This window comes from Allocoleopsis franciscana PCC 7113 (assembly GCF_000317515.1).
GTDB lineage: Bacteria > Cyanobacteriota > Cyanobacteriia > Cyanobacteriales > Coleofasciculaceae > Allocoleopsis > Allocoleopsis franciscana.
This window is the reverse complement of the sequence record NC_019738.1, coordinates 1,786,122-1,807,431: the sequence shown is the minus strand read 5'-3', so window position 1 is coordinate 1,807,431 and position 21,310 is coordinate 1,786,122. Positions and strand designations below refer to the sequence as shown.

Here is a 21,310-nt window from a genome sequence, read left to right as displayed (position 1 = left end):
TCAAAGGGCGGAATGTGGGCTTTAACAAAATCCGAAAATATTCCATTTTTCAGCAGTGGTAGCTTGGCTGTGCAAAACTATTGGGGTTCTCGGATGCGATCGCTCCCTACCCATTCATCCCACTCTTCCGAAAAATCATCATAACTGACACAGTGGAGGCCATACCAAGCCTTTTTTACAGTGGCAGAATACCATTCTTCTCCATATTCCACCTCTACCGCTTCACCAATGCCAAACATTTCCGGTTTGTAGGGACGAATTCGCTCCTCGTCCACCCATTCTTGTTCCTGATCATAGCCAAGATACTGAATTAAAGTTTCACCATTATTTCGTTCCAGAGTCTTCGCTTTATACCATTCTTCTTCGTACTCAACCTCTACCCGCTTTCCCTCTATGGGTTCAATCTCATCTGACACACTGGCTAACTGCATCTGCGGGTCAAAATCATGGGTGGTGAGAAACATCGATTTTTGTTCCTCGATAAAAGCCATTTCCAATTCAGCATATCGAGCAAAATCATAGAGCGTCACGATATGATCGCCATCTAAATCAACCACTGGATCGCCCAACAAACCCTTGTATAAAGCCTCTGTGAACGTCCACTCACCCGTTGAACTGTTATGAGAATAAGCTGAAGTCACACAAGCATAAGCAAGGTCTGTCTCTCGCTTTTTCAGTTCATCAATCAACCCCCCAGAAAAGCAACAATCCGCCAAAAGCAACACTTTAGAGCCATTGAAATTGCTCTCAATGTCGTCATAAATTGAAGGAATAGACCAATAGTTATCTCGGTCGTCGGGGTTGGCATCGTAATTGATAAAATAATGTTCACCTGATTCAGAATCCCAATCTCCGTGACCCGCAAAATACAAAATAAATAAGTCATCTTCGTTGGTATTCGACAACAGTTCAGTCAAGCTTTCTTGAATCTGATCTAAAGTCGCCTCTCCATCTTGCAAGTAAACGATTTGTTCCTCTGGAACTCCCTTAGAATAGAAGAAATCGACGAGTTTTTCATCAAACCGACCTTCCACCGCATCTGGGAAAGGTGCCCAGGTTTCTCCATATTCCCATTCGAGAATTCCTACCGCAAAAATCCATGTTTTCTCTGGTTCCCAATCCTGTTGATTGTGTTCCACTGTTTAATTTTAAAGGGTGTATTTTGAAGAGAAAACTTCTGTAAGGGCGCACAGCCATGCACCCCTACCCTAAAACTCAATGCATCCTCATCACTTAGATTCGAGAGCCATCTCAACCGATACATTCATATCCATTGCTGTGGATTTTTCACTGTTCGGGTCTTTCACACTCATCTGTGACTTAGAACGCATGGACATGGTGGAACTAACGGGCATGACTTTATTCAACGCCAACTTGAGCTTCCCATTGCCTTGAGAATTCATGGATTTGAGGTCAATAGAAGCACCAGGAGGTAAACCTTGTGGGTTGATTTTTTGTTCTCCTGCCTGCTGTTCCATGCTCACTTGCAAGGAGGCGACATTATCCTTTAAATCAACTAACTCATAGGTGGAACTCTGATTCATCGTCATGCCATTAGCCGTAACCGAGTTCGGAATCTTCCACTTGGCACCCACTCCAACGGCTTCTGAGGGAACGGGTGAGGAAAGTTGCTTGAGGGAAGTCACCATTTGCTCAACCATTTTTTTCGTGTTGGGGTCGAGTGTCTCAGGCGTATTAAAGTTTGCCTGTTTCGTGTTTCCCTGGTTATCGACAATCATAGAACCGCGTAAGCCAACCAGCTTTTTAACTTGCGATCGCATCGCGTTAACCAGTTCAGGTGGGGTATTCTTAGCCGCAACAACATCTGCATCCGAATAGGAAAAATCTGTGTGAATATCCCCGTTAGCATCCACTTTTGTGACTTCCGACTCCATCGTCATCTTAATGGGTGGACTATCAAAGGCTGGCTGAGTTTGCCCTCCTACAGACATTGCCATGTCCATATCCATAGTCATTTGTAGCGTTTGCTTGGTGTTCGCCCCAGGTGTGAAACGCAGTTGCTGCTTAGGTTCAGTTCCGGCATTAATCAGTTCGACGTTACTTTGTGCAGCGGCAGGGGTTTTGGCGGACTCCTGGGAAAGCTGTGCACTCTTGGACGGACTTTCAGCACTGGTGGTTGTAGAGGGAGGCTTTTGGGCGCATCCAGCCATAAGCAGAACGAGACAGCCAACGAACAATGATTTTTGCATCAAGTCTCTCCAAAATTTTTTGTCTTAAACAAATCCTTGCTGTATGCGTTCTCTGTAGATTTGTCCTTGCCTGTTTCTATGCTAGCAATAGCCTATGTCAGCTTGGCTTTCAGGTAAAGACGCAGAGCGTCCTCTACTCAAGATAGATAGATAGACTCCCGAAAAAACTATAAGGGTTCCCCATTTCCATAAACTAGTGCAAGAAGGCAGGAGGCAGAAGGCAAGAAAGTTTGTACAGTAAGCTTTTTAACCTTTTTCAACTGGATAGTTATTTCTGCCACGCTGCACTAGTTTGTGTGACACTTGAGGGTGGAGAATCTGGGTAAAAGGGGTAAAGTCCCATGAGCTTGGTGTTAGGCATTGATGGGGGAGGAACCAAAACAGTTTGTGTCCTCATGAACGATACCGGTCAAGTGCTGGGACGGGGTGAAGCGGGTGCGTCTAATTATCAGAGTGTCGGTAAGTCAGCGGCTTTGTGTTCCATTGAATCGGCTATTACTCAGGCAACGGCTAGCTTCCAGGCTGTCCCAGTTGAAGCCATTTGTTTGGGAGTAGCCGGTGTCGATCGCCCCGCCGATATCCAAGTCGTTGAGACTTTCGTACAACAGTTACAGTTGAGCGACTCACTTCCTATCACTTGGGCTTTGCGACCCTCAACGATTGTAATTGGGAACGATGCGTTGATTGCCTTAGTGGGAGGACTGGGTCATTGTGTCGGAGTAGTTGCGATCGCAGGCACCGGTTCCATTATTTTTGGGCGAAATTCAACCGGATGTACCAAGCGAGTAGGAGGCTGGGGGCATCTTTTAGGAGACGCTGGCGGCGCTTATCATCTTGCTATTTCGGGTTTGCGATCGGCACTGAAAGCTTATGATGGATGCGATGCTGCCACCACTCTTCAAGAGCGATTTAAACAGCATCTCGGTTTATCGAGTTTAGAAGAGTTAGTCAATGTCATCTATCAGCCAGGGTGGAGTGTTAAAGACATAGCGGCGTTAGCACCGATTGTGGCTCAAGAAGCGACCTCAGGAGACGCGGTTGCCCTTGGTATTATTGAAGAGGCTGTTAAAGAATTAGTCAAAGCTACACAAGTAGTTGTTGATAGCCTTTTTAGCCCTTCCGACATTGTTGAAGTGGTGACAACAGGAAGTGTATGGCAGGGTTTTTCTTTAATGCGTGAGCAATTTGAAGCAGCTTTTGTCACCCACAAGCCTGGGGTAAAGATAGTTTCTCCTCGTTACGAACCTGCCTATGGGGCTGGCTTGTTAGCGTTAGAAACGCTCTCTAATTGCTAATAGTTTACATGATTATTGGATTCGGGGCAAAAGAGAAATTATTCAGATTTATCAAAAACTTTATCAGCTTATCAATAAAATTAATCTCTAAAAACAGCTTTCTGTGTGCCTTAACCAGTAAAATAATAAATTAGATTTTTAGCCATTTTTAACTGAGGATAAATAAGTGCCTGATATTGTTGATATTGCGGTTAGCGCGGGTTCTTTCGAGACTCTAGTAACCGCTGTCAAAGCGGCTGGATTAGTAGAGACACTGAAAAGTCCCGGCCCTTTTACTGTCTTTGCACCGAATGACGATGCTTTTGCCAAACTCCCACCGGGAACAATACAAACCCTCGTGCAGAACATTCCTCAGCTAACTCGAATTTTGAAGTATCACGTCGTCTCTGGCAAGTTAACAAAAGCTGATTTGGAAAAAGTGGATTCAGTTACCTCTGTTGAAGGTTCATCGATTAGGATTGATACCTCTGATGGTTTTGAGGTAAAAAATGCCACGGTTCTAGCCGCAGATATCGAAGCTGATAACGGTGTCATTCATGTTATTGATACAGTAATTCTGATGGGATAGGTGAACCTTCGATTAAGTAGAGAATTTTTCGTGTTCCGTCCAAAAATGACATACCGAAGCGATGGAAATCAGTTATCAGCTACCAGTTTCTAAAGAGTAATTCTCCGCCAGTTTGTGATACTCGGATGAAAAAGTTCTAGGGGATTTACTAAAAAATCCCCTGTACTCCAGATAGCTGAAGCCAAGGCGATTGCAAGCCTAAACTTGGTAGATTGGGCAAGATGGTAGTAGTAAGTTGCTGCAATATTCATCTCTGATATGACTGAGATACTAAATGAAATTGCTCTACCACCTCCATTCCCCGACCATACTCAGTTGCCAGAATCCGATGGTAGTTTCGTGAAAAATTTTCAGGAGCATCCCCAAAGCCTGATTCTGACGGATTCAATCAATTCCACCTTGCAACGACTGCATCCAGATGGACAATATTGCATTGGACAAGATTGCGGTATTTACTGGCGAGAGACTGAACCACCGGAGAAAGGAGCAGAGGCACCTGACTGGTTTTATGTGCCGAATGTGCCACCTCGATTAGATGGTGTAATTCGCCGCTCCTATGTGCTGTGGCGAGAGTACATTACACCTACCATTGCCTTAGAGTTTGCCTCTGGTGATGGCAGTGAGGAACGAGATAGAACTCCGTTATCTCGCTCTGAAATGGGAGAAGTCACAAAACCGGGTAAGTTTTGGGTCTACGAGCGGGTGATGCGAATTCCTTACTATGGCATCTATATAGTTAGCCACGGCACTCTGGAGATGTATCACTTGGTTAATACCTCCTATGAGAGGATGACTCCCAATGAGCGGGGACACTATTCCATTACTCCGATGCAAGTAGAGTTGGGAGTGTGGCGGGGAATCTTCTTGAATAACCCAGAACAACTCTGGTTGCGTTGGTGGGACTTAGATGGAAATTTGTTGTTAACGGGACATGAGCAAGTAGATATTGAGCGCCAGGAGAAAGAGCAAGCCTTGCAACAGTTAGAGCAAGAGCAGCAAAAGCGGCAGCAGTTGGCACAGCGGCTTAAATCGCTCACTCCGGAACAACTTCAAGCTTTGGGAATTGATGCTGAAATGCTGAATTGAGATTTGGGAGTTGTGGGCGATCGCTTTTTCTCCCTCTTTCACTAGCATCAAACAGAAATTGCTACCAGCCAGAAGTTTAAAGTGCGATCGCCTCTCGCCAGAGATAACAACCGTATAATCACGGAAACACTTTTTGAGGCAGCAAAATAATTCCGTATTTCCCCTCTAGAAAGCATTCACCTTCATCCTCGACACAAAGATATTCTATTCGCAATTTTCCTTATCATATTTCTCAGAAGCAGGAAGTGAAAAATCTATATAAATCTCTCCTAGAATCTTGTCAAACTCAAACCAAAAATAAGACACAAGAGACTATTTTGAATGTAGCTCAAAATCCCCATCAAGGCTTATCTCCGATAGAGTCACTCAATCCCTAGGGAAAACAAAAGTTTTAGAGCCTGCGGAGGCAGGCTTCGTTTGTATAGCCCCAGACTTCCAGTCTGCGGGAATAAGGTTTTCTGTTTGTTTGAGATGTGATCGCTTTACCCCCTAACCCCCCTTATCAAGGGGGGAATATGATGTTATTGAGGGTTGGGGGGATCTTCCTACCGATAATCCGCCGTCTGAATAGCCCCTAAACGCGCCGCATTCCGCATCCCATACTCCGGACGACAGAACCGATCCAATTGCGCCTCAAAAAACGCCCGATTGGCTTGCAAATGCTTCGGATTTGGGTCATCTAACGGATAAAGCAACGCCGTCCGCAACGCTTGGAATACCGCAGAGGTAACACAGTACATCGATCGCTGGAACGTTACCGCAATTTGATTTAAAATATCATCCTCATCCCGACAACGCTTGGCATAAAATTCCTTGAGATAAGGAGGTAGGAAATGCAGCATATCCTGCATCAGTAATGTGGGAGGAATACCCGCCGTACCAACCGGGAATTTATCGGCGTAGAGAACCCCATAGTGGAAGTCTTTCTGATCGTCCGGAACTTCTCCAGCTTGAGCATTATAAGATTTCGTTCCCCTAAATGGTGCAGTGCGATAAAAAACAGCTTCAACGTAAGGAAGTGCGGCTTCATACAACCAGGTGAAGCCCTTCGATTTGGGGATAATTTCGTAGCATTCACCCCGGATGTAGACGTGGTGGTAAATGGGACGACCGGCGATCGCAAAAATTCCATTTACCAAAAAGTTCATCGCCTCCGGAACTGTTGTAATTTTCCCCTCATCATAAAGGTCGGAAACTTCAAAGAAAACCGGAGCCATCACTTCCCAGAATAGCCCTAAGTTACTGTAATAAGACGCCTGACGGCACTGCTCCAAAAACATCTCTGGGAACATCTTATGGAGTCCCAGCATCACTGGATTGCCCTTAAAGTAAGCCTTAATTGCTCTATCTGCGTTGGCTTTGTATTCTTCCGAATCTAAGTAGGGGTCAAATTGATTCACTGGCGCATACATATTCCGATGCCAAAGCATCGCCCGCATACAAGCTTCAGCGAACTCCATATTAATCCGGTCATGCCACAAGTGATGGAGCAACTTGGGCATTTTGCCTGTTTCACCCTTCTCGATAAACTCCAAAAGTTCGGGATGAGCAGTGGCTTCTCCCCGCCAAATTCGCAAGTCTGCATCATCGCCAGCGTAATGATTGTGCAGTTCTAAATACTCTTTGGGTAGGAAGTATTTAAAGAAGGGAAGGGGATCTAAAAAGACACGTTCCCCTATATAAAGCAAGTCGCGCCAGTAAAAATCCATCGGTACAGCATACGCCTTCCAAATGCCGATAATTTGCATGAGATTCTCTGGCGTATCCGGTATCATGGCACCACCTGCTTCTAGGCGGTGAATGACATCAGCAAATTCGTGCTTAGAAGGGGGTAATTTAGGTTTAGTTGGTTCACTGGCCGTAGATTTATCTAGAGTTGTAGTCATGGTCTTAATTTCTCTTGCTTAGAATGATGATTTTGCTGGTTGCCAATCTTGCACCTATCGCTTTCACCAGCTGAGGAATTAATTTCTCGGCTCATAGCTCAAGTCCACTTTAGTAGACTAATAACCCATCCGAAAAATTCTTTAAGTAATCACTGGATATCTGTGGTTTCAAAACTCAAATCCACTTTTTGGATAGTCCTAAATTTTGCTTTTTAGTCCTCTTAAGAGGACTTTAGCTATGACGCAGGGAATTAATTCCCTGCGAGACTTGCTATTTGTTTGTTGCCACGTTTGGCTGAGAGTTGAGCGCTAGTTGCTGATTATTTCCAGTTGAAGCCGCAGCAATAATTGCTGTGGTAGTCGGCTCCATCCAGCGCACTAACCAAGTCGGTTGTATTCCTAGTAACAAGATGAGGGCGGCTAAAACGAAAGCAGGGGCTTTTTCAGGGAACAGGACTTTGGGATAGTACGATGTTTTGTTGTCGAGTTTGCCAAAGCAGGTGCGGTTTAGCAAAATCACGAAGTAAACGGCAGTTAAGCCAGAGGCAAAAATACACAACAGCGTTTGCCAAGGGAAAGCCAGATAACTGCCTTGGAACACCATAAATTCAGCGACAAAACCCACTAAACCAGGAATTCCGGCGCTAGCCATTCCACTTAAAATGAGGAGGGCGCTGACTAAGGGTAAACCTCGCGTGGGATTCATCAAACCATTGAGAACATCCAAGTCGCGGGTGCCAACTTTGGCTTCGATAATACCAACCAAATAAAACAAAATTGCCAGGATTAAACCGTGACTCACCATCTGGGAAACAGCACCCAAGAGGCTTAATGGCGTAAGTGCGGCAGCGGCGACAACGATATAGCCCATGTGACCGATGGAGCTATAAGCGACCATGCGCTTGATGTCTTTTTGCGAGATCGCACTCAGTGCCCCATACATTACGCTGATTACGCCAATAATCGATAGTCCCGGAGCCACAAGTGCCCAAGTTTCGGGAAATAGCTGCAAGCCAAACCTTACCAAACCATAAGTTCCCAACTTAGCAACCATGCCACCTAAAATAATCGCTACCACTGGAGAAGCTTCAACATAAGCATCTGGCATCCAGGTATGCAAGGGAACCAGTGGAATTTTGATCCCAAATCCCACCAAAATCGCGGTTAAGAGAATGAGCTGAACCGTTAAGGATAATCCTTGCGTGTTAATTGCGCCATAGTCGAAACTGGTGGAGTGGGAAAGCCACGTTATCCCCAAGAATGCACCCAGAATCAGAATCCCGGATACTGCTGTATAGATGAGAAACTTCATCGCTGCATATTCCCGCTTCTCACCTCCCCAAATTGCAATTAATAGGTAGAGGGGAATTAAGATTACTTCGTAGAACAGGAGAAACAGCAGTAAATTCTGGGCGAGAAACGCTCCGGCAACACCAGCATTAACGAGCAGAATTAGAGCGTATTTGAGGCGAGAACGATCGAGCTCAATCCGACCGCTAAAGATGACGATTAATGTCAGCAAATTGCTAAGAGCTAGTAAGGGAAAGGATAACCCATCAACGCCCAGTTTATAGGTTAAGCCAATTTGGGGAATCCAGGGCAAAGATTCTTGAAACTGCATTCCTGAATTGGTTATATCAAACTGAAAACCAAGCCAAATCGTAACCAATAAGATAGCGGCGGCGATCGCAATTGCGATAGAACGTATCCGCGTCCCCGCTGCATTTCCTGGGAAAAACCCAATTATTGCAGCTCCTAATAAGGGTAGCCAAATCAAGGTACTCAGCATAGATTCTTGTTTGTTTTTCGTTGTTAGCTGTTAGTAGTTAGTAGTTGCCATTAACGATTCACTAATGACTCATGACCAAAACGAGTTTCAAAAGCCATTAACGATCAGCGACAGACGAGCCAACAAAGGCCAGCTCACGACAATTCCAAACAACACTATTCCAAATAGAATCGTTAGGGCATAAAACTGGGTCTGACCGGAAACGTTGTACTTTAAGCTCTGTCCGCTGAATACGGTTAATATCCCTACTAAATTGACCACACCGTCAACGATATAGCGGTCAGCCCAGGAAATAGCTCTGGAGACTAGGTCAACCACAAATACAATGGTTAAGCGGTAAACCTTCTGGGTGTAAAAGTCGTAGGCAAAGAGGTCTTGCAGGGATTTGTTGCCAAAGCGCACGGGTTTGGCAAAGCCGTTGTTGAGATAAATGAATGACCCAAGAGTACAACCCACTGCACTAGACAAAACTAGCAGGCCAGCAACCGTTGTATTCAAGGTTGACCAGTCTGGTATCAGTTGCCATTGCAGGAGGATGAGCGGAACGTGGAGGGTAAAGCCCATTAAGAGCAACATGGGTAACGCCATCGGCCAGTGAACTTCGGGCGATCGCTCACTCATTGGCTTGGGTTTGCCGCCAAACACTAAGCCGAATACACGGGTTAAGCTAAAGGTCGCTAGACCATTCACCAGTAGCAATAATCCCAGAAACCAGGGGTAAGTGCTAGAAAGATGGTCGCCTACTTGCAATAGAGCAAAGAAACCACCTAGAGGAGGTACCGCCACTAAGCCAGCAGCACCGACGAGGTAGGAGAATGCCGAAGCTGGTCTTTTAGCCCATAGCCCCCCTAACTTAGTAACATCTTGGGTGATGCTGTTCCAGACAATACCACCGATGCTCATGACCAGCAGAGCCATTGATACGGCGTAGGTCAACATTAATGTTAGGGCCGTTTCGCTCTGTCCAGTGCCGACGGCAATAAACACCAAACCCATGTAAGCGCTAACCAGATAGGAAAGGGTGCGTTTGATGTCAATTTGCGCGATCGCAACCATCGTACCGCCCAACGCTGTCACGGCACCAATAATTAATGTGGCTGATGCCGCCAAGGGAGAAAGCGCGATAATGGGTTCAAGCTTAATGAGTACCCAAGCACCGGTGCAGACAACCACTGCGTTCCGCAAAATCGTGCTGGGAACTGGTCCTTCCATTGCTAAATCCAGCCACAGATGGAGAGGAAACTGGGCACATTTGCCCATCGGTCCTGCAATTAAAGCCAAACCTAATAGCGCCGCAACTTTTGGGTCTACGTTCGCCGTACTTGCCCATTCGGCGAGTTCCGAAAAATTCCAGGTTCCTGCCAAGGGATAGAGAGCAATAACCCCCATCAGCAGAAATAAATCGCCCACCCGCTTGGTTAAGAATGCATCTCTAGCACCTGTAACCACTAAAGACTGATTGAACCAAAACCCGACTAAGAGGTAAGTTCCGAGGGTGAGGACTTCCAGAATAATGTAGCTGAAAAACAACGAGTTGCAGAGGACAAGCGCACACATCCCAGCTTCAAATAATGCCAGTAGCGAATAGAAGCGTGCCCAACCCCAATCCATTTCCATGTAACCAATAGCGTAGATTTGTGCCAGCAGGTTTATTCCTGAAATGACAAGAGTCGCGCCAATGGTAATCGAAGAAAATTCCAAGGGAATGGTCAGATCGAGATCGACCACTTGAAGCCAAGGAATTAGTATTTCTTGTGCGGGTTGATTCCAAGTCGCCGATAAAGCAATTAAACCGTGTAAGAAGGCGACGAGGGTCATTAATGCATTGATGTAACCTGCTGGTCTAGGTCCCGTGCGACGGATAAGGCTAGGAGACCAAGGTATCGCTAAAATCGAACCCATCAACGCATAGCAAGGTATTAACCAAGCCGTTTCCAAGAAGAATTGAGCCATCGAGCTTACCTGTTTTGAAGGGAGAAATGCTCACGTCTGTGAAAGCAATGGTGAGCCAGTTCTGTTACTACCAGAACTGATGAATGCGCTAGATTAATTTTTTTTTAAGCTTTGTTACTGAGTGTACTAGTGGATTGGCAAAAAAAAAAGGATTAAATTAAAGAATTTGATAATCATGACCGTAACGTCTGCTTATATAGGCAAAGAGTAATAGCAACTATTGATTTTTATCTATAGTATGCATTTCACTTACTCTTTCAGATCGCATCCTCCTCTAGGAACATCTCAGCGCCGGATTTCTCCCCGCCATTCAATTTTTTGCTCCGCAGAACGTCCCGCAAAAGAGCGAGTTGCCACTAATTCGATTTCCACGGGTAATCCCGATTTGAGGTACTGGGGGGAAATCGGCAATTTACCGATATTGATCACGAAGCGATTGTTGCTACGAGTCACCAATTCTGCTGGAATATCGCCTTCATAACGGGTGCGATAATCAAAGCGATCACGAAAGCGATCGCCCGATTCGGATACTTTATACTTAATCCGAAACTGAGTCGTAATCAGATCGGACTTTCCGGCAGCGTCGATTACAGCAAAATTCAGGTCTGTCCCACTCCCCGAAAAATCGGCTCGTTTGAGCTGAGTGGCTTCTTTTTTGAGGATGACATTACTGGCAATAAACTGAGTCGTTCCACCTTGCTGGGAGGTTGTACCATCCACCCAAACCTCTTCCGGGAAAGAAACCTTGACCTGTTTGTCATCTTCCAGACTCACCTTTACCTGTTCCCTGGCAAAATCAGTAATCGGTCGCGTGGCATTCCAGACCACCTGAAATGAACTTTCCGCACGTTCTACAAACTCCAGGTATTGATCCGCCATCACCGAACCGGGTGCTAAAACAGATGATGCACCCTTGCGAGTTTGGAATATATTTTTAGACAGTGGAAAAACCTGGTCTTTGAGTTGAGCCATTCCCACCGTTACTGTTGGGTTATCTGCCGCAAGTGTCTCACTCCGCTGAATCAATGTGATGCGACCCAGAGTGCCATCACTCCCATCCTTCCCATCGCTGCCATTACTACCATCCCGACCATCTTCGCAAGAGAACTTACGAGTTTTGCAACTATAGTCAGGACTTCCTGGAGTCCCCTTACAGGTTTGGATTTCCCAGTTGCGATCGCGACAATTGCAACCCCTACCCCCCTCAGCCCTTCGACCACCTCTGGCTCCTCTACCCCCTGTCGCACGCACAAAGATTTGTTTTAAGTCGGCGGGATTGGTGTAATAAATTGTCAACGAACCGCCATTACCCCCATCCCCACCATTACCCCCATTGCCACCTTTCCCGCCATCAGCCGCACGTAGGTTACGGTCAACATCTCGCGGCTGCCTACCACAGTCGGCATCGTCACCCTCTCTGCCATCATCCCCATCCAAGCCATCCTCCCCGGACAAATCCAAATTCACCGGAGAACCGTTGGCAAAAATGGTTTGACTTTGACCATCTCGTCCCCGTCGTCCAGTTTGCCCATCAGAGCCATTTCGACCATCCCGTCCAAAATCACTCGCTTGGGCATTCCAAGCCAGAAACGTACACCGAATAACTTTGGGGGTGGCAGGCAGGAAGTAAGGGAAAGTGAGGATAACGAGAAACAGCGATAGCTGGCTTAAGAAACGGAGTTGCATTCGACGTAACCCTGTCTACTCTCTGAGGGAAGATATTACTGAGATTTTAAAATGACCTTATTTTAGAGTAATTTGTTCCACTTTCGGAGAAATTCTAGGCTCAAGGGTCTGCGAGTCATTAGCACTCAGTCATGTAGTAGGGTAGGTAATGCTAGTAAATAATTGCTCAAATACTAAGGATTCAATTAGAGCCATGTATAAAAAATTGATTCATGTATCTATGTTGGTGATAATCGCGTTCTGCTTAAGTTTGGCGAGTTCCACGCCTTCTGTATCACAAGCGGCGAATTCCCCTATCACCAATAACTTCGCGATCGCACAAAGAGTTGACTGTTCTAACGCACAAACTACAGTCGAAATGAAGTATTGTTCTCAACAGTATTATCAAGCCGCAGACAAACAACTGAATCAGGCTTATCAAAAAGTTATTTCATCGATAAAAGGTGAGCAGAAGGGGTTATTGACGACGGCACAACAGGCATGGATTCGATTTCGCGATAACAATTGTAATTTTGAAGTCTATCCCAACCGGGGTGGGACAGGTTATGAAATTTTCCGCAATGGATGTTTAGAGCGATTGACGAAACAACGCACCAAAGATTTACAAGATTATTTATCTAATCGGTAATTATTAGACAATAGTGTACAAAAAATCTAGATATTACTCAACGAAAACTATTGAATGGGTTTGAACAATGCTGTTAGAACTCCAGCGTTTATCGGTACCACCAGGACAGCGAGTTTTGTTACGAGATGTCAGTTGGCAAGAATTTGAAACGATTTTGCAGGAGTTGGGAGAACATCGCGCAGCACGACTGGCTTATGATATGGGAACGCTGGAGATTATGACGCCTCTGCCAGAACAGGCAGCTCAATCGCCTACTGATGATACTCCACAAAGCCAGAATACAAAAAAGTAGCTGGAGTGCGATCGCTCTTTTCGACGCATTGCTTACTCTGACTTTAAATAAATACCAAGGGTTTATCCTTCAAAGGTGCAAATGCCTCCGCATCAAAACGATACAAACTCGCCGGACGACCAGCTCCTCGTGATACCTTAAGACCTGTATCCGACAAAAAACCCAGCTTCAAAAGACGAGCGCGGAAATTAGAATAATCGGCAAAGTTTTCTCCCAAAATAGTCGTATAAAGCTGATAAAGGTCACTTAAAGTAAATACTTCCGGCAACACATCAAAAGCAACAGGACTATACTCTAACTTATTGCGTAAACGGCGATAACCATACTCCAAAATTTCATTATGATCAAAGGCAAGTTTTGGCACCTGCTTAATGGGATACCAAGCAATTCCACTGACGCCATCCGCGATTAATTCGGCTTCTTCAAACCGCACTAATGCAAAGTAACTAACCGATAGGTATCGCACACCAAAGCTAGAAGGGGATTCTCGTGGGTCACGACTTGGCCCGCCAAAGGTGTAGAGTTGCTCCAAGTACAAATTATTCACCCGAATTTTCTCAGCCAAAATTCGATGAGCACCATCTTCTAACGATTCTCCATTGCGTACTAATGTCCCTGGCAAACTCCACTGACCTAAGAATGGCTGATCTTGGCGCATCACCAACAGCACAAGTAGCCGATTTTGCTGAGTATCGACCGAAAAAATTACATTATCAACTCCAACTTTAAAGTCAGCTAGTGCTTTTTTATTTACCTTCTGGGTGCCGCGTCCTGGCATGTGTACAATTGTTCTCGATGAATATAGTCCTCAACGGGAGGTGTCACAGCTTGTGTATCTCCATTCTCACGATACGCTGTGGAGGAAACGGCGGGTGCTTTCAGGTCTGCGATCGCCACTTTTGCTCCAAGTTTCCTCAACTCCTCTAAACCTACCTCGTCTATTTCATAACCTGGACGCGGTACCACGAGCAATTCCACTTGTTTTAACAATTGATCAATTTGATACCAACGCGGCATCTGGCTAATTAAGTCAGCACCAATCACGAGGCTAAAGCTGACTTGATCTCCCCAGTGTTCTCTGGCTTTTTCCAGCGTTTCCAAGGTTCTGGGACTGCTTAAGGCTTGGTGTAGCGTCACGTTGCGTCGAGGCGGTTCAATCCCCTCGATCAATAACCGTAACATCTGCGATCGATGTTCTAACGGTGTCTGATGAGACTTAAAGGGATTATCCGATGCCCAAACCGCTACATAGTCATAGTGATCAGATAACCAGTTGATAATGACTTGATGAGCGGCAGTTGGTGGATCGGCACTGGTACCGAATAAAGCAATGTTAACCATAAAAAAGGGTTGAGGGTTGATGGTTTTTTAGGTTGAACGTTGAAGATTGAGGAAATAACTCGCTAGCTTGTTAACTGGCTAATCTGCCTTCGCTGAGTCGCTTGAGTTAGCTGCAAAAGGTGATCTGAGATTTGTACGGCAAGTGGAGTTGGGTCATCCAGTTGGCGGATTGAGGTAGAAAGTGTTGCCACAGAGGCGGCGGTACGCTGGGAAATTTCTGTTAAAGGTTCTGGTGGCTGTACCCGTTCACCTTGTTTCATCACCAGTTGCAACAAAGGCTGCTCATTTTCCAGAGGTGTTTCCCCAAAGAGTGCTAATCGGTCTTGGATCAGCTTACCCTTGATGATTTGACGATAGATTTGCTTGCGTCCGGGATAAGTGGCTTTGTTATTCGATTCCTTCATGGTGGCAATGCCATCAATTTCGACCAGCTTATAGATTCCATTCACAGGCGTTCCGGTAACCAGTCGCGTTCCCAGTCCATAGCCATCGATGCAAGCGCCTTCTTGTTGGAGTCTGGCAATTTCATACTCATCCAAATCACCACTGGCAAAGATTGTCGCATTGGGAAGGAGCGATCGCACTTTTTGGGACAAAGTCACTAAATCCCCAGAATCCAGTCGCACACCCGCCACTTGGATTTCTCCAGCCTTTTCCCGTTGTGCCAACTTCTCGGCCGCTGCGATCGTATCGTAGGTATCAATCAGTAAGGCAGCATTGGGAAAATAGCGATAAAACGCACTAAACGCATCTTGCTCACTACCTTCTATGGCAGAAATCGCCATCACCAAGGCATGAGCCATTGTCCCACTCGGCTTTCGCCCTAACTTCAGCGCCGCCAGCACATTTGAGGTTGCATCCAACCCCGCCGCCATTGCCGCCCGCGCTGCCCATATAGAGCCTTGAGGGCTAAACGCCCGCCTCGTCCCAAACTCCAGTAACTGCGCCTCTGGCCCCGCCACATCTCGTATCCGTGCGGCTCTTGTCGCCACTAAAGTCTGATAGTTAATCGTATTCAACAGATAGGTTTCCACAATCTGCGCTTGCCACAGGGGGGCCTCTACCCGCAACAATGGCTCTGAGGCAAAAATCGCTGTTCCCTCTGGCACCGCCCAGATATCGCCTGTAAAACGCCCATCCGCCAGGATTGACCAGAATTGCTCCGGAACTCCCGCAAAAATACCTGTGGCTTGCAAAGCCTCCAACTGACTGTGAGTGAAACGAAACTTTTCCAGGTATGCCAGCGCCTGTGCTAACCCCATGGCAATCAGATAGCCAAAGCCTTTGGGTAACTGCCGCACAAATAGCTCAAAGGAGGCGGGTCGAGCAAAAAAACCTTCGCCCGTATAGCAAGCTGCCATCGTGAGCTGGTAAAGGTCAGTCAACAGACTGTAATCTTCAGCGCCGAGTATCAGTTCCTGGTCTTCAATGTTCATAGTTCAGGAAGATGGTCTGGGTGCAGGCAGAGTCCTCGTGGGCAAGTGTTGTTTGCGCCGTTAAGAGTGAGTCTCTGGTTTTAATTATAGTAAAAATTACCAAAAATAAAGGGTTTCAACTCTCGTTTTGCCTGTCTAACGTTCCGAGCCAAGAGGACGCTTGATCTGAGGTTGCGTTTAAACAGAATCGATCACAAATCTCAGGGAATTTATAAATATTTTTATAAATTGTACAAAAATATTAATGGTTTTTTGTCCGAAAAATCATTGTCCTAGGTCAAACTTTTACAATAGGAGGGAATGTATGGACTCCCCCCGTCCTGGGAAACTTGAGGCGAGATGCGACTCGCTAGCCCAACCGGAAAACTAGCAAGCGGTGACTACCCACTCCTGAGCTGTCATGATTGACCAAGTGGCTGATGCCTTTGAACGTAAAGATTATCGAACTGCTGCCCGATTACTCAAGCAGTGGGTCAAACAGGAGCCGAAGAACCTTTGGGTTCAGCTTTATATCGGACGATTGCATGAAGCGACGGGCAAGCAGGAATCGGCTGAAAATGTCTATCGGCAGTTATTACGGGGTACGACTAATCCTAAAATCATATCTCAAGCCCGTCAGGGACTGGGGCGCTTAGAAGCGATGGAGAAAGAGCGACGGCGACAAGCTCTGGCGGAGGCAACGGCTGACCCGAATAGTGGGCAAGTGGGGGTTTTGGTACTGGAACCAATCCAGGCTGAAACGAAAGCGGAAGCCGTGCAAAAGTTTGCCCGCATCATGCAACTCGATGCCTACAGCGCCCGGTTACAGCTACCGATGCGCGGCTGGCGCTTGTATCGCACGGGGTCTGTGGGAGAACTCAACTTTTATGTTTCATCTCTGCGTGAGGCGTCAATTCCTTGCTTTTGTGCCGCGATCGCTGATATCAAAAAAATTAACGTGTTTAACGTTCATTATTTTTCCCCAGAGAGCCAGTCTTCTCAACCCACCGTGGTTTGCAAAAACGAGCAGGGACAGTTGGGTTCTCTGACTTTCGACTGGTCAGAAGTCACTCAAAGAGTGGAAGGACTATTGCCGCTGTTTGACGAAGTGGTGGATCGGGATGCTCGTGGCAATTTTAAGCGCAAAACCCAAACTCTGGATTACGTCCAGTTTTGTGACCTGCATTTACCAGAGCGAGGGAGTATCCTGCGTTTCGGCGCTCGTAACTATCAGTTCCAGCAGGGACTCGCTCTTTCTCCAAAGCCCCTTGCCGATCAACGCCGGAAGTCCAAAGCGCTTTCACTCGAACAAGGAACGACCCAAAAAAACTGGAATCACTTAGTCGATTTCCTGAACCAAAACTTACCTCAAGTTCCAGTTTGGTCAGATTTCAAAACTTTTGCCGAAACCGCGACCGATTTTAGAGAAATGCTGGGTAACCTGCCTTCTCATATCGACTTGTTCCGTCGAAAAGAGACGCCTTGGGACCCAGCATTTCAGTTATATAGTGGATTGGTTTTCCTGAAGAATTCTTCTCAGGAAAAATGAAAAACCTGAGGTACTATCGATTCGGTGTTTTGACCTGACGTGCCATATCCCGGAACATATCCATGTTCGGACCTGGACGACGCCGACTATTGGTAGGCGTGGGCATTAAGTAGTTAGGAGCAAACGTCGATGCCTCTTGGGGTGCGACTTTGCCATTGGTAGCTGCGGCTGGGGGGTTAGGCTGCGCTTCGACCTTTACTTTCTCGTTCCCAGAAGGGACTTCATTAACGGTCGAAGTTTTGGGGCGTTCAAGTGTTGCGACAGCGGATTTAGAAGACGATTCTGCCTGTTTCGCGGGAGCCGCTGCCTTCGCTTTGATGGGTTCCGACTTTTTGGCTTCAGGAGCTGATGGAACACTCCCACTATCGTCTAGCTCCAAGAAGTACTCTTTCGATTTTTTCGCCTTAGGAGCTGACTCACCATCTTTGGATTTTTTACCACTGAAAAGTCCGCTAAAAAATGCAGCGATTCCGCCGAACAAGTTTTTGATAAAACCAAACATTTACAGATACTCCTGCGCTTTTAGATGAATTTATGTGAGATGCCAAATATGGAAGAATATTCTGCCATCTTTGATACAAGACTATATATTACGGCTGCCAATCCCCGGTGGCTACTTCTAATAATGAAGCTTCCCAAAAGTTGCTGCCAGATTGAATTATGAATTTTTACGGCGACACAGTGCAAGGCTCGTGAGGTCTTCTTTGCAAAAGTTTACAATTAAATTGTAAATAGTATACAGGTTTACATTTCGCGTGGGAGAGCTGCTCATATTGTTTATGTATATTTACAATCATCTCATACTTTGGTGCCAAACCTAGGCCACTGAGGTAGCTGTACCACATTCGCCCAGTCATCGATCAACAGATGACTAAGCTTAGATTAAATGAGTTATTTGAGCAATTATGAATGGTGCAAGCGATTACACGAGGCGTACACAACCCGAACGCAACCCTGTATTGCTGATTCACGGCATTACCGACACAATTGCTGTCTTTAGCAAAATGGCTCCTGCTCTGAGCCGACGGGGTTGGTCAGTACATCACTTCAACATGATACCCAACAACGGCGACTGCTGCCTTGACCTATTGGCCAAGCAAGTGGCTGATTATGTGGCTCAGACTTTTGACCCCAAACAACCCATTGATATTGTTGGTTTCAGCATGGGAGGTCTGGTGTCGCGATACTATATTCAACGATTGGGGGGTGCTGAGCGAGTCAAGCGCTTCGTGAGTATATCGGCTCCCAACAACGGCACTTTAGCCGGCTATCTGTCTTGGCGTCCTGGCTGTGTTCAGATGCGTCCAGATAGTGCGTTTTTACAGGATTTGAATCGAGATGCTATCAGTATCCTCGGACGTCTGAACTTTACCGTGATCTGGACGCCTTACGATTTAATCATTGTCCCGTCGAATAGTTCGCAGATGCCTGTTGGGAAAGAGGTGACGGTACCAGTTCGCCTCCATTCCTGGATGTTGACTGATGATCGATGTCTCAAGGCGGTCGTGACGGCGCTGTCGGAACCGATTTTAAGTTATGTAAGCTGATAGGCGGTCATCATTGGAGACTCGACTTATGCGCCTTTGGAATATAGATTCGGGTAGTTCATTTGTCGGGAAAATAAACTGATGAACTCTCCTGGGACAAATTTTCTACTCATAGGGAGACGATCTTGATGCTGCGCCTTCAAATAAACATAGTCACAAATCACACCATCAAAATTGGAGTCAGAGTTAATACTCCAATCTTCTAGCTCAACACCCGTGAGTCTTGCCTGTTCAAAGTTCGTACCCAACGCATGAGTATTGCTCAAACTGGCACCACTAAGGTTAGCTCTTTTGAAGTTAGCAGCGCAGAGGTTAGTACCACTCAGGTTAGCCGCGCAGAGGTTGGCACCACTGAGGTTAGCCGCGCAGAGGTTAGCACCACTCAGGTTGGCTTTACCAAGGTTAGCACCACTCAGGTCAGCACCACTCAGGTTGATATTTCTTAGGTCGGCTTTACTGAGGTCAGCTCTATTGAGATTAGCACCACTAAGGTCAGCACGACAGAGGCCGGCATTGCTAAAATTGGCTTCTTTGAGGTTAGCTCCCGTCAAATTAGCTCCCGTCAAATTAGCTCCCGTGAGATTGGTGAAAAACAGGTTCGCTCTAGTGAGGTTCGCTCCAGTGAGATCAACTCTCGTGAGGTCGGCTGTTGAGAAATCGACTAAAAAGAGGTTCGCTCTAGTGAGGTTCGCTCCCGTCAGGTCGGCACCGCTGAGCTTAGCATTAAACAAATCTGCTTCGGATAAATCCGCTGTACACAAATTGACATATCGGAGGTGAGCTTCCCTCAGGTTGGCTTCTCGGAGATTAGGTATTAAATGGTGATTTTTTTCCATCCAAGCATTCCATACATTTACTCCTTGAGCAAGTAATTCAATATGCTTTTGATTTGTCATCTATCCTGGGGATGGTCATTGGTCGTATTCGTTACATAGCCTATCACTACTGCCTAAGACTTTCAAAATGTCAAGGGAGAAAATCTAAACAATTCAGAGTAATCTCCAGCGATGGGAAGTCTGGACAAACTTATTCAGGATTTCTGGCAAAATTGGCTTAACAGAGAATAGGAGCGATGGAGAAATAACAGATGGCTGTTTATCAAGTTCGGTTAGTCAATCCAACACTCAATCTTGAGTGCACCATCTCGGTACCCGATGATCAATATATTCTGGATATGGCAGAGGAAGCGGGTATTCGTTTACCTGCGGGGTGCCGCGAAGGAACCTGTTCCTCCTGTATCGCCAAACTAGTCAGTGGTGAGGTGGATCAAAGCGAACAAAAGTTTTTGCAACCATCGGAATTAGCCGCTGGGTACACCGTCACCTGCGTCGCTTACCCTGTGTCTGATTGCACTTTAGAAACTCATCAAGAACAAGTTTTATATAAATCGTCACTCTACTTGAATACGAATCCAGTTCAGGCTAATTAATTTTCCCAAAATATGATTTTGAATCAGTAAGCTGTTACGCATTTAATTTGTATACCTTCACACCCCACACCCTACACCCCACACCCCTTTCAAAAATTTTCATATCCAATTTAGATGCGCCGCAGCTTATCCCTAACCGCAACCCTTAAGACAGAATTTTAAAATGAGTCGGTTACTTTACGAAAAATCAGTTTCTTATAAAGGTTATTTAATTATTCCTTTTGTTTTTGGCATAGCTGATAATCAATCTATTTATTCTTACAAATTACTATCTGAATTAGGACATAAAGGCAAATTTCATAAATCAGAAAATCCGGTGGGTATTTATTCGAGTAGTTTGGAGGGTAGTATTGCCATTGCCAAAGAACATCTCGATCAAAATTCAGAGGTTGTCAGTAGTGATGATTACTTTAAACGTCGTTATACGTATCGCAACAATTTAATTATTGTCTATGAAACAGGTGGAAAATATTTTTATGACCACTATAAGCCTGACCATTTAAATAATGTTGCTGCACCCAAAATTTTCACATCAGAGCAGGAATGTATCAGTTGGATTAAACAGGGGCTTGACCGTTCAGCCATCGGTGAAGAAGCTGAAAAGTTATAAAAATAACCTGAAACATGCTGATGCGA

At 45.8% G+C, this 21,310-nt stretch carries 20 protein-coding genes; 9 read left to right on the top strand and 11 right to left on the bottom strand.

What is annotated here, in order from left to right; translation table 11 throughout:
- Positions 1 to 77: 77 nt before the first annotated feature.
- Entirely contained in the window at positions 78 to 1,139 is a 1,062-nt protein-coding gene (locus MIC7113_RS07560) for an agenet domain-containing protein (RefSeq protein ID WP_015181586.1), read from the bottom strand.
- A gap of 90 nt (positions 1,140 to 1,229) precedes the next feature.
- Positions 1,230 to 2,210, bottom strand: coding sequence for a DUF6263 family protein (locus MIC7113_RS07555; protein WP_015181585.1), 981 nt, complete (start codon positions 2,208 to 2,210; stop codon positions 1,230 to 1,232).
- A 341-nt stretch (positions 2,211 to 2,551) separates the two neighbouring features.
- Here MIC7113_RS07555 and MIC7113_RS07550 point away from each other — a divergent pair, with 341 nt between their 5' ends.
- From MIC7113_RS07550 to MIC7113_RS07540, 3 genes are all read left to right on the top strand, one after another.
- The gene (locus tag MIC7113_RS07550; RefSeq protein WP_015181584.1) at positions 2,552 to 3,505 is read left to right on the top strand and encodes an N-acetylglucosamine kinase; all 954 of its coding nucleotides are present in this window, start codon (positions 2,552 to 2,554) and stop codon (positions 3,503 to 3,505) included.
- Between the two features lie 166 nt (positions 3,506 to 3,671).
- Positions 3,672 to 4,073 carry a fasciclin domain-containing protein gene (locus MIC7113_RS07545; protein WP_015181583.1) on the top strand — a complete coding sequence of 134 codons (402 nt, stop codon included), beginning with the start codon at positions 3,672 to 3,674 and terminating at the stop codon, positions 4,071 to 4,073.
- 258 nt (positions 4,074 to 4,331) lie between these two features.
- Positions 4,332 to 5,159 carry a Uma2 family endonuclease gene (locus tag MIC7113_RS07540; protein ID WP_015181582.1) on the top strand — a complete coding sequence of 276 codons (828 nt, stop codon included), beginning with the start codon at positions 4,332 to 4,334 and terminating at the stop codon, positions 5,157 to 5,159.
- Between the two features lie 545 nt (positions 5,160 to 5,704).
- Here MIC7113_RS07540 and MIC7113_RS07535 read toward each other — a convergent pair.
- The 4 genes from MIC7113_RS07535 to MIC7113_RS07520 form a co-directional block, all read right to left on the bottom strand.
- The gene (locus MIC7113_RS07535; protein ID WP_015181581.1) at positions 5,705 to 7,045 is read right to left on the bottom strand and encodes a CO2 hydration protein; all 1,341 of its coding nucleotides are present in this window, start codon (positions 7,043 to 7,045) and stop codon (positions 5,705 to 5,707) included.
- Positions 7,046 to 7,316: 271 nt separating this feature from the next.
- Positions 7,317 to 8,834 (bottom strand): NADH-quinone oxidoreductase subunit M, encoded by a 1,518-nt coding sequence (locus tag MIC7113_RS07530; protein WP_015181580.1) that lies wholly within the window; start codon positions 8,832 to 8,834, stop codon positions 7,317 to 7,319.
- Positions 8,835 to 8,921: 87 nt separating this feature from the next.
- Entirely contained in the window at positions 8,922 to 10,787 is a 1,866-nt protein-coding gene (locus tag MIC7113_RS07525; protein WP_015181579.1) for an NAD(P)H-quinone oxidoreductase subunit F, read from the bottom strand.
- Between the two features lie 285 nt (positions 10,788 to 11,072).
- Positions 11,073 to 12,473, bottom strand: coding sequence for a hypothetical protein (locus MIC7113_RS07520; RefSeq protein ID WP_015181578.1), 1,401 nt, complete (start codon positions 12,471 to 12,473; stop codon positions 11,073 to 11,075).
- A 193-nt stretch (positions 12,474 to 12,666) separates the two neighbouring features.
- On the opposite strand from MIC7113_RS07520, the gene MIC7113_RS07515 reads away from it, so the two are divergent.
- Both MIC7113_RS07515 and MIC7113_RS07510 read left to right on the top strand, forming a co-directional pair.
- Positions 12,667 to 13,101, top strand: coding sequence for a lysozyme inhibitor LprI family protein (locus MIC7113_RS07515; RefSeq protein WP_015181577.1), 435 nt, complete (start codon positions 12,667 to 12,669; stop codon positions 13,099 to 13,101).
- A 67-nt stretch (positions 13,102 to 13,168) separates the two neighbouring features.
- Positions 13,169 to 13,393, top strand: coding sequence for a hypothetical protein (locus tag MIC7113_RS07510; protein ID WP_015181576.1), 225 nt, complete (start codon positions 13,169 to 13,171; stop codon positions 13,391 to 13,393).
- 43 nt (positions 13,394 to 13,436) lie between these two features.
- On the opposite strand, the gene MIC7113_RS07505 is transcribed toward MIC7113_RS07510, so the two are convergent.
- The 3 genes from MIC7113_RS07505 to MIC7113_RS07495 all read right to left on the bottom strand — a co-directional run bounded on the left by MIC7113_RS07505 (position 13,437) and on the right by MIC7113_RS07495 (position 16,170).
- The gene (locus MIC7113_RS07505; RefSeq protein WP_015181575.1) at positions 13,437 to 14,171 is read right to left on the bottom strand and encodes an NUDIX hydrolase; all 735 of its coding nucleotides are present in this window, start codon (positions 14,169 to 14,171) and stop codon (positions 13,437 to 13,439) included.
- Complete coding sequence (locus MIC7113_RS07500) at positions 14,144 to 14,734, bottom strand: nicotinate-nucleotide adenylyltransferase (RefSeq protein ID WP_015181574.1); 591 nt, start codon at positions 14,732 to 14,734, stop codon at positions 14,144 to 14,146. The genes MIC7113_RS07505 and MIC7113_RS07500 overlap by 28 nt, the downstream gene beginning before the upstream one ends.
- Before the next feature lie 62 nt (positions 14,735 to 14,796).
- Entirely contained in the window at positions 14,797 to 16,170 is a 1,374-nt protein-coding gene (locus MIC7113_RS07495) for a nicotinate phosphoribosyltransferase (protein ID WP_015181573.1), read from the bottom strand.
- A 400-nt stretch (positions 16,171 to 16,570) separates the two neighbouring features.
- Between MIC7113_RS07495 and MIC7113_RS07490 the strand changes: the two genes are divergently transcribed.
- On the top strand, positions 16,571 to 17,698 hold the full coding sequence (locus MIC7113_RS07490; protein WP_015181572.1) for a tetratricopeptide repeat protein: 1,128 nt from the start codon (positions 16,571 to 16,573) through the stop codon (positions 17,696 to 17,698).
- Positions 17,699 to 17,711: 13 nt separating this feature from the next.
- On the opposite strand, the gene MIC7113_RS07485 is transcribed toward MIC7113_RS07490, so the two are convergent.
- Positions 17,712 to 18,200, bottom strand: coding sequence for a hypothetical protein (locus MIC7113_RS07485; protein WP_015181571.1), 489 nt, complete (start codon positions 18,198 to 18,200; stop codon positions 17,712 to 17,714).
- Between the two features lie 403 nt (positions 18,201 to 18,603).
- On the opposite strand from MIC7113_RS07485, the gene MIC7113_RS07480 reads away from it, so the two are divergent.
- A complete protein-coding gene (locus MIC7113_RS07480; RefSeq protein WP_015181570.1) occupies positions 18,604 to 19,245 on the top strand; it encodes an esterase/lipase family protein in 642 nt (213 codons plus the stop codon).
- Between the two features lie 26 nt (positions 19,246 to 19,271).
- Here MIC7113_RS07480 and MIC7113_RS07475 read toward each other — a convergent pair whose 3' ends face one another.
- The gene (locus MIC7113_RS07475; protein ID WP_015181569.1) at positions 19,272 to 20,141 is read right to left on the bottom strand and encodes a pentapeptide repeat-containing protein; all 870 of its coding nucleotides are present in this window, start codon (positions 20,139 to 20,141) and stop codon (positions 19,272 to 19,274) included.
- 191 nt (positions 20,142 to 20,332) lie between these two features.
- Between MIC7113_RS07475 and MIC7113_RS07470 the strand changes: the two genes are divergently transcribed.
- Complete coding sequence (locus MIC7113_RS07470) at positions 20,333 to 20,674, top strand: 2Fe-2S iron-sulfur cluster-binding protein (protein ID WP_015181568.1); 342 nt, start codon at positions 20,333 to 20,335, stop codon at positions 20,672 to 20,674.
- A gap of 163 nt (positions 20,675 to 20,837) precedes the next feature.
- Positions 20,838 to 21,284 (top strand): hypothetical protein, encoded by a 447-nt coding sequence (locus MIC7113_RS07465; RefSeq protein WP_015181567.1) that lies wholly within the window; start codon positions 20,838 to 20,840, stop codon positions 21,282 to 21,284.
- The last annotated feature ends 26 nt before the right edge of the window (positions 21,285 to 21,310 follow it).

Coding starts and splice junctions, on each gene's coding strand:
- MIC7113_RS07485 (WP_015181571.1), bottom strand. CDS start 18,200: ATGTTTGGTTTTATCAAAAACTTGTTCGGCGGAATCGCTGCATTTTTT.
- MIC7113_RS07515 (WP_015181577.1), top strand. CDS start 12,667: ATGTATAAAAAATTGATTCATGTATCTATGTTGGTGATAATCGCGTTC.
- MIC7113_RS07540 (WP_015181582.1), top strand. CDS start 4,332: ATGACTGAGATACTAAATGAAATTGCTCTACCACCTCCATTCCCCGAC.
- MIC7113_RS07530 (WP_015181580.1), bottom strand. CDS start 8,834: ATGCTGAGTACCTTGATTTGGCTACCCTTATTAGGAGCTGCAATAATT.
- MIC7113_RS07505 (WP_015181575.1), bottom strand. CDS start 14,171: ATGCCAGGACGCGGCACCCAGAAGGTAAATAAAAAAGCACTAGCTGAC.
- MIC7113_RS07465 (WP_015181567.1), top strand. CDS start 20,838: ATGAGTCGGTTACTTTACGAAAAATCAGTTTCTTATAAAGGTTATTTA.
- MIC7113_RS07550 (WP_015181584.1), top strand. CDS start 2,552: ATGAGCTTGGTGTTAGGCATTGATGGGGGAGGAACCAAAACAGTTTGT.
- MIC7113_RS07480 (WP_015181570.1), top strand. CDS start 18,604: ATGAATGGTGCAAGCGATTACACGAGGCGTACACAACCCGAACGCAAC.
- MIC7113_RS07495 (WP_015181573.1), bottom strand. CDS start 16,170: ATGAACATTGAAGACCAGGAACTGATACTCGGCGCTGAAGATTACAGT.
- MIC7113_RS07510 (WP_015181576.1), top strand. CDS start 13,169: ATGCTGTTAGAACTCCAGCGTTTATCGGTACCACCAGGACAGCGAGTT.
- MIC7113_RS07520 (WP_015181578.1), bottom strand. CDS start 12,473: ATGCAACTCCGTTTCTTAAGCCAGCTATCGCTGTTTCTCGTTATCCTC.
- MIC7113_RS07470 (WP_015181568.1), top strand. CDS start 20,333: ATGGCTGTTTATCAAGTTCGGTTAGTCAATCCAACACTCAATCTTGAG.
- MIC7113_RS07490 (WP_015181572.1), top strand. CDS start 16,571: ATGATTGACCAAGTGGCTGATGCCTTTGAACGTAAAGATTATCGAACT.
- MIC7113_RS07525 (WP_015181579.1), bottom strand. CDS start 10,787: ATGGCTCAATTCTTCTTGGAAACGGCTTGGTTAATACCTTGCTATGCG.
- MIC7113_RS07475 (WP_015181569.1), bottom strand. CDS start 20,141: ATGACAAATCAAAAGCATATTGAATTACTTGCTCAAGGAGTAAATGTA.
- MIC7113_RS07555 (WP_015181585.1), bottom strand. CDS start 2,210: ATGCAAAAATCATTGTTCGTTGGCTGTCTCGTTCTGCTTATGGCTGGA.
- MIC7113_RS07535 (WP_015181581.1), bottom strand. CDS start 7,045: ATGACTACAACTCTAGATAAATCTACGGCCAGTGAACCAACTAAACCT.
- MIC7113_RS07500 (WP_015181574.1), bottom strand. CDS start 14,734: ATGGTTAACATTGCTTTATTCGGTACCAGTGCCGATCCACCAACTGCC.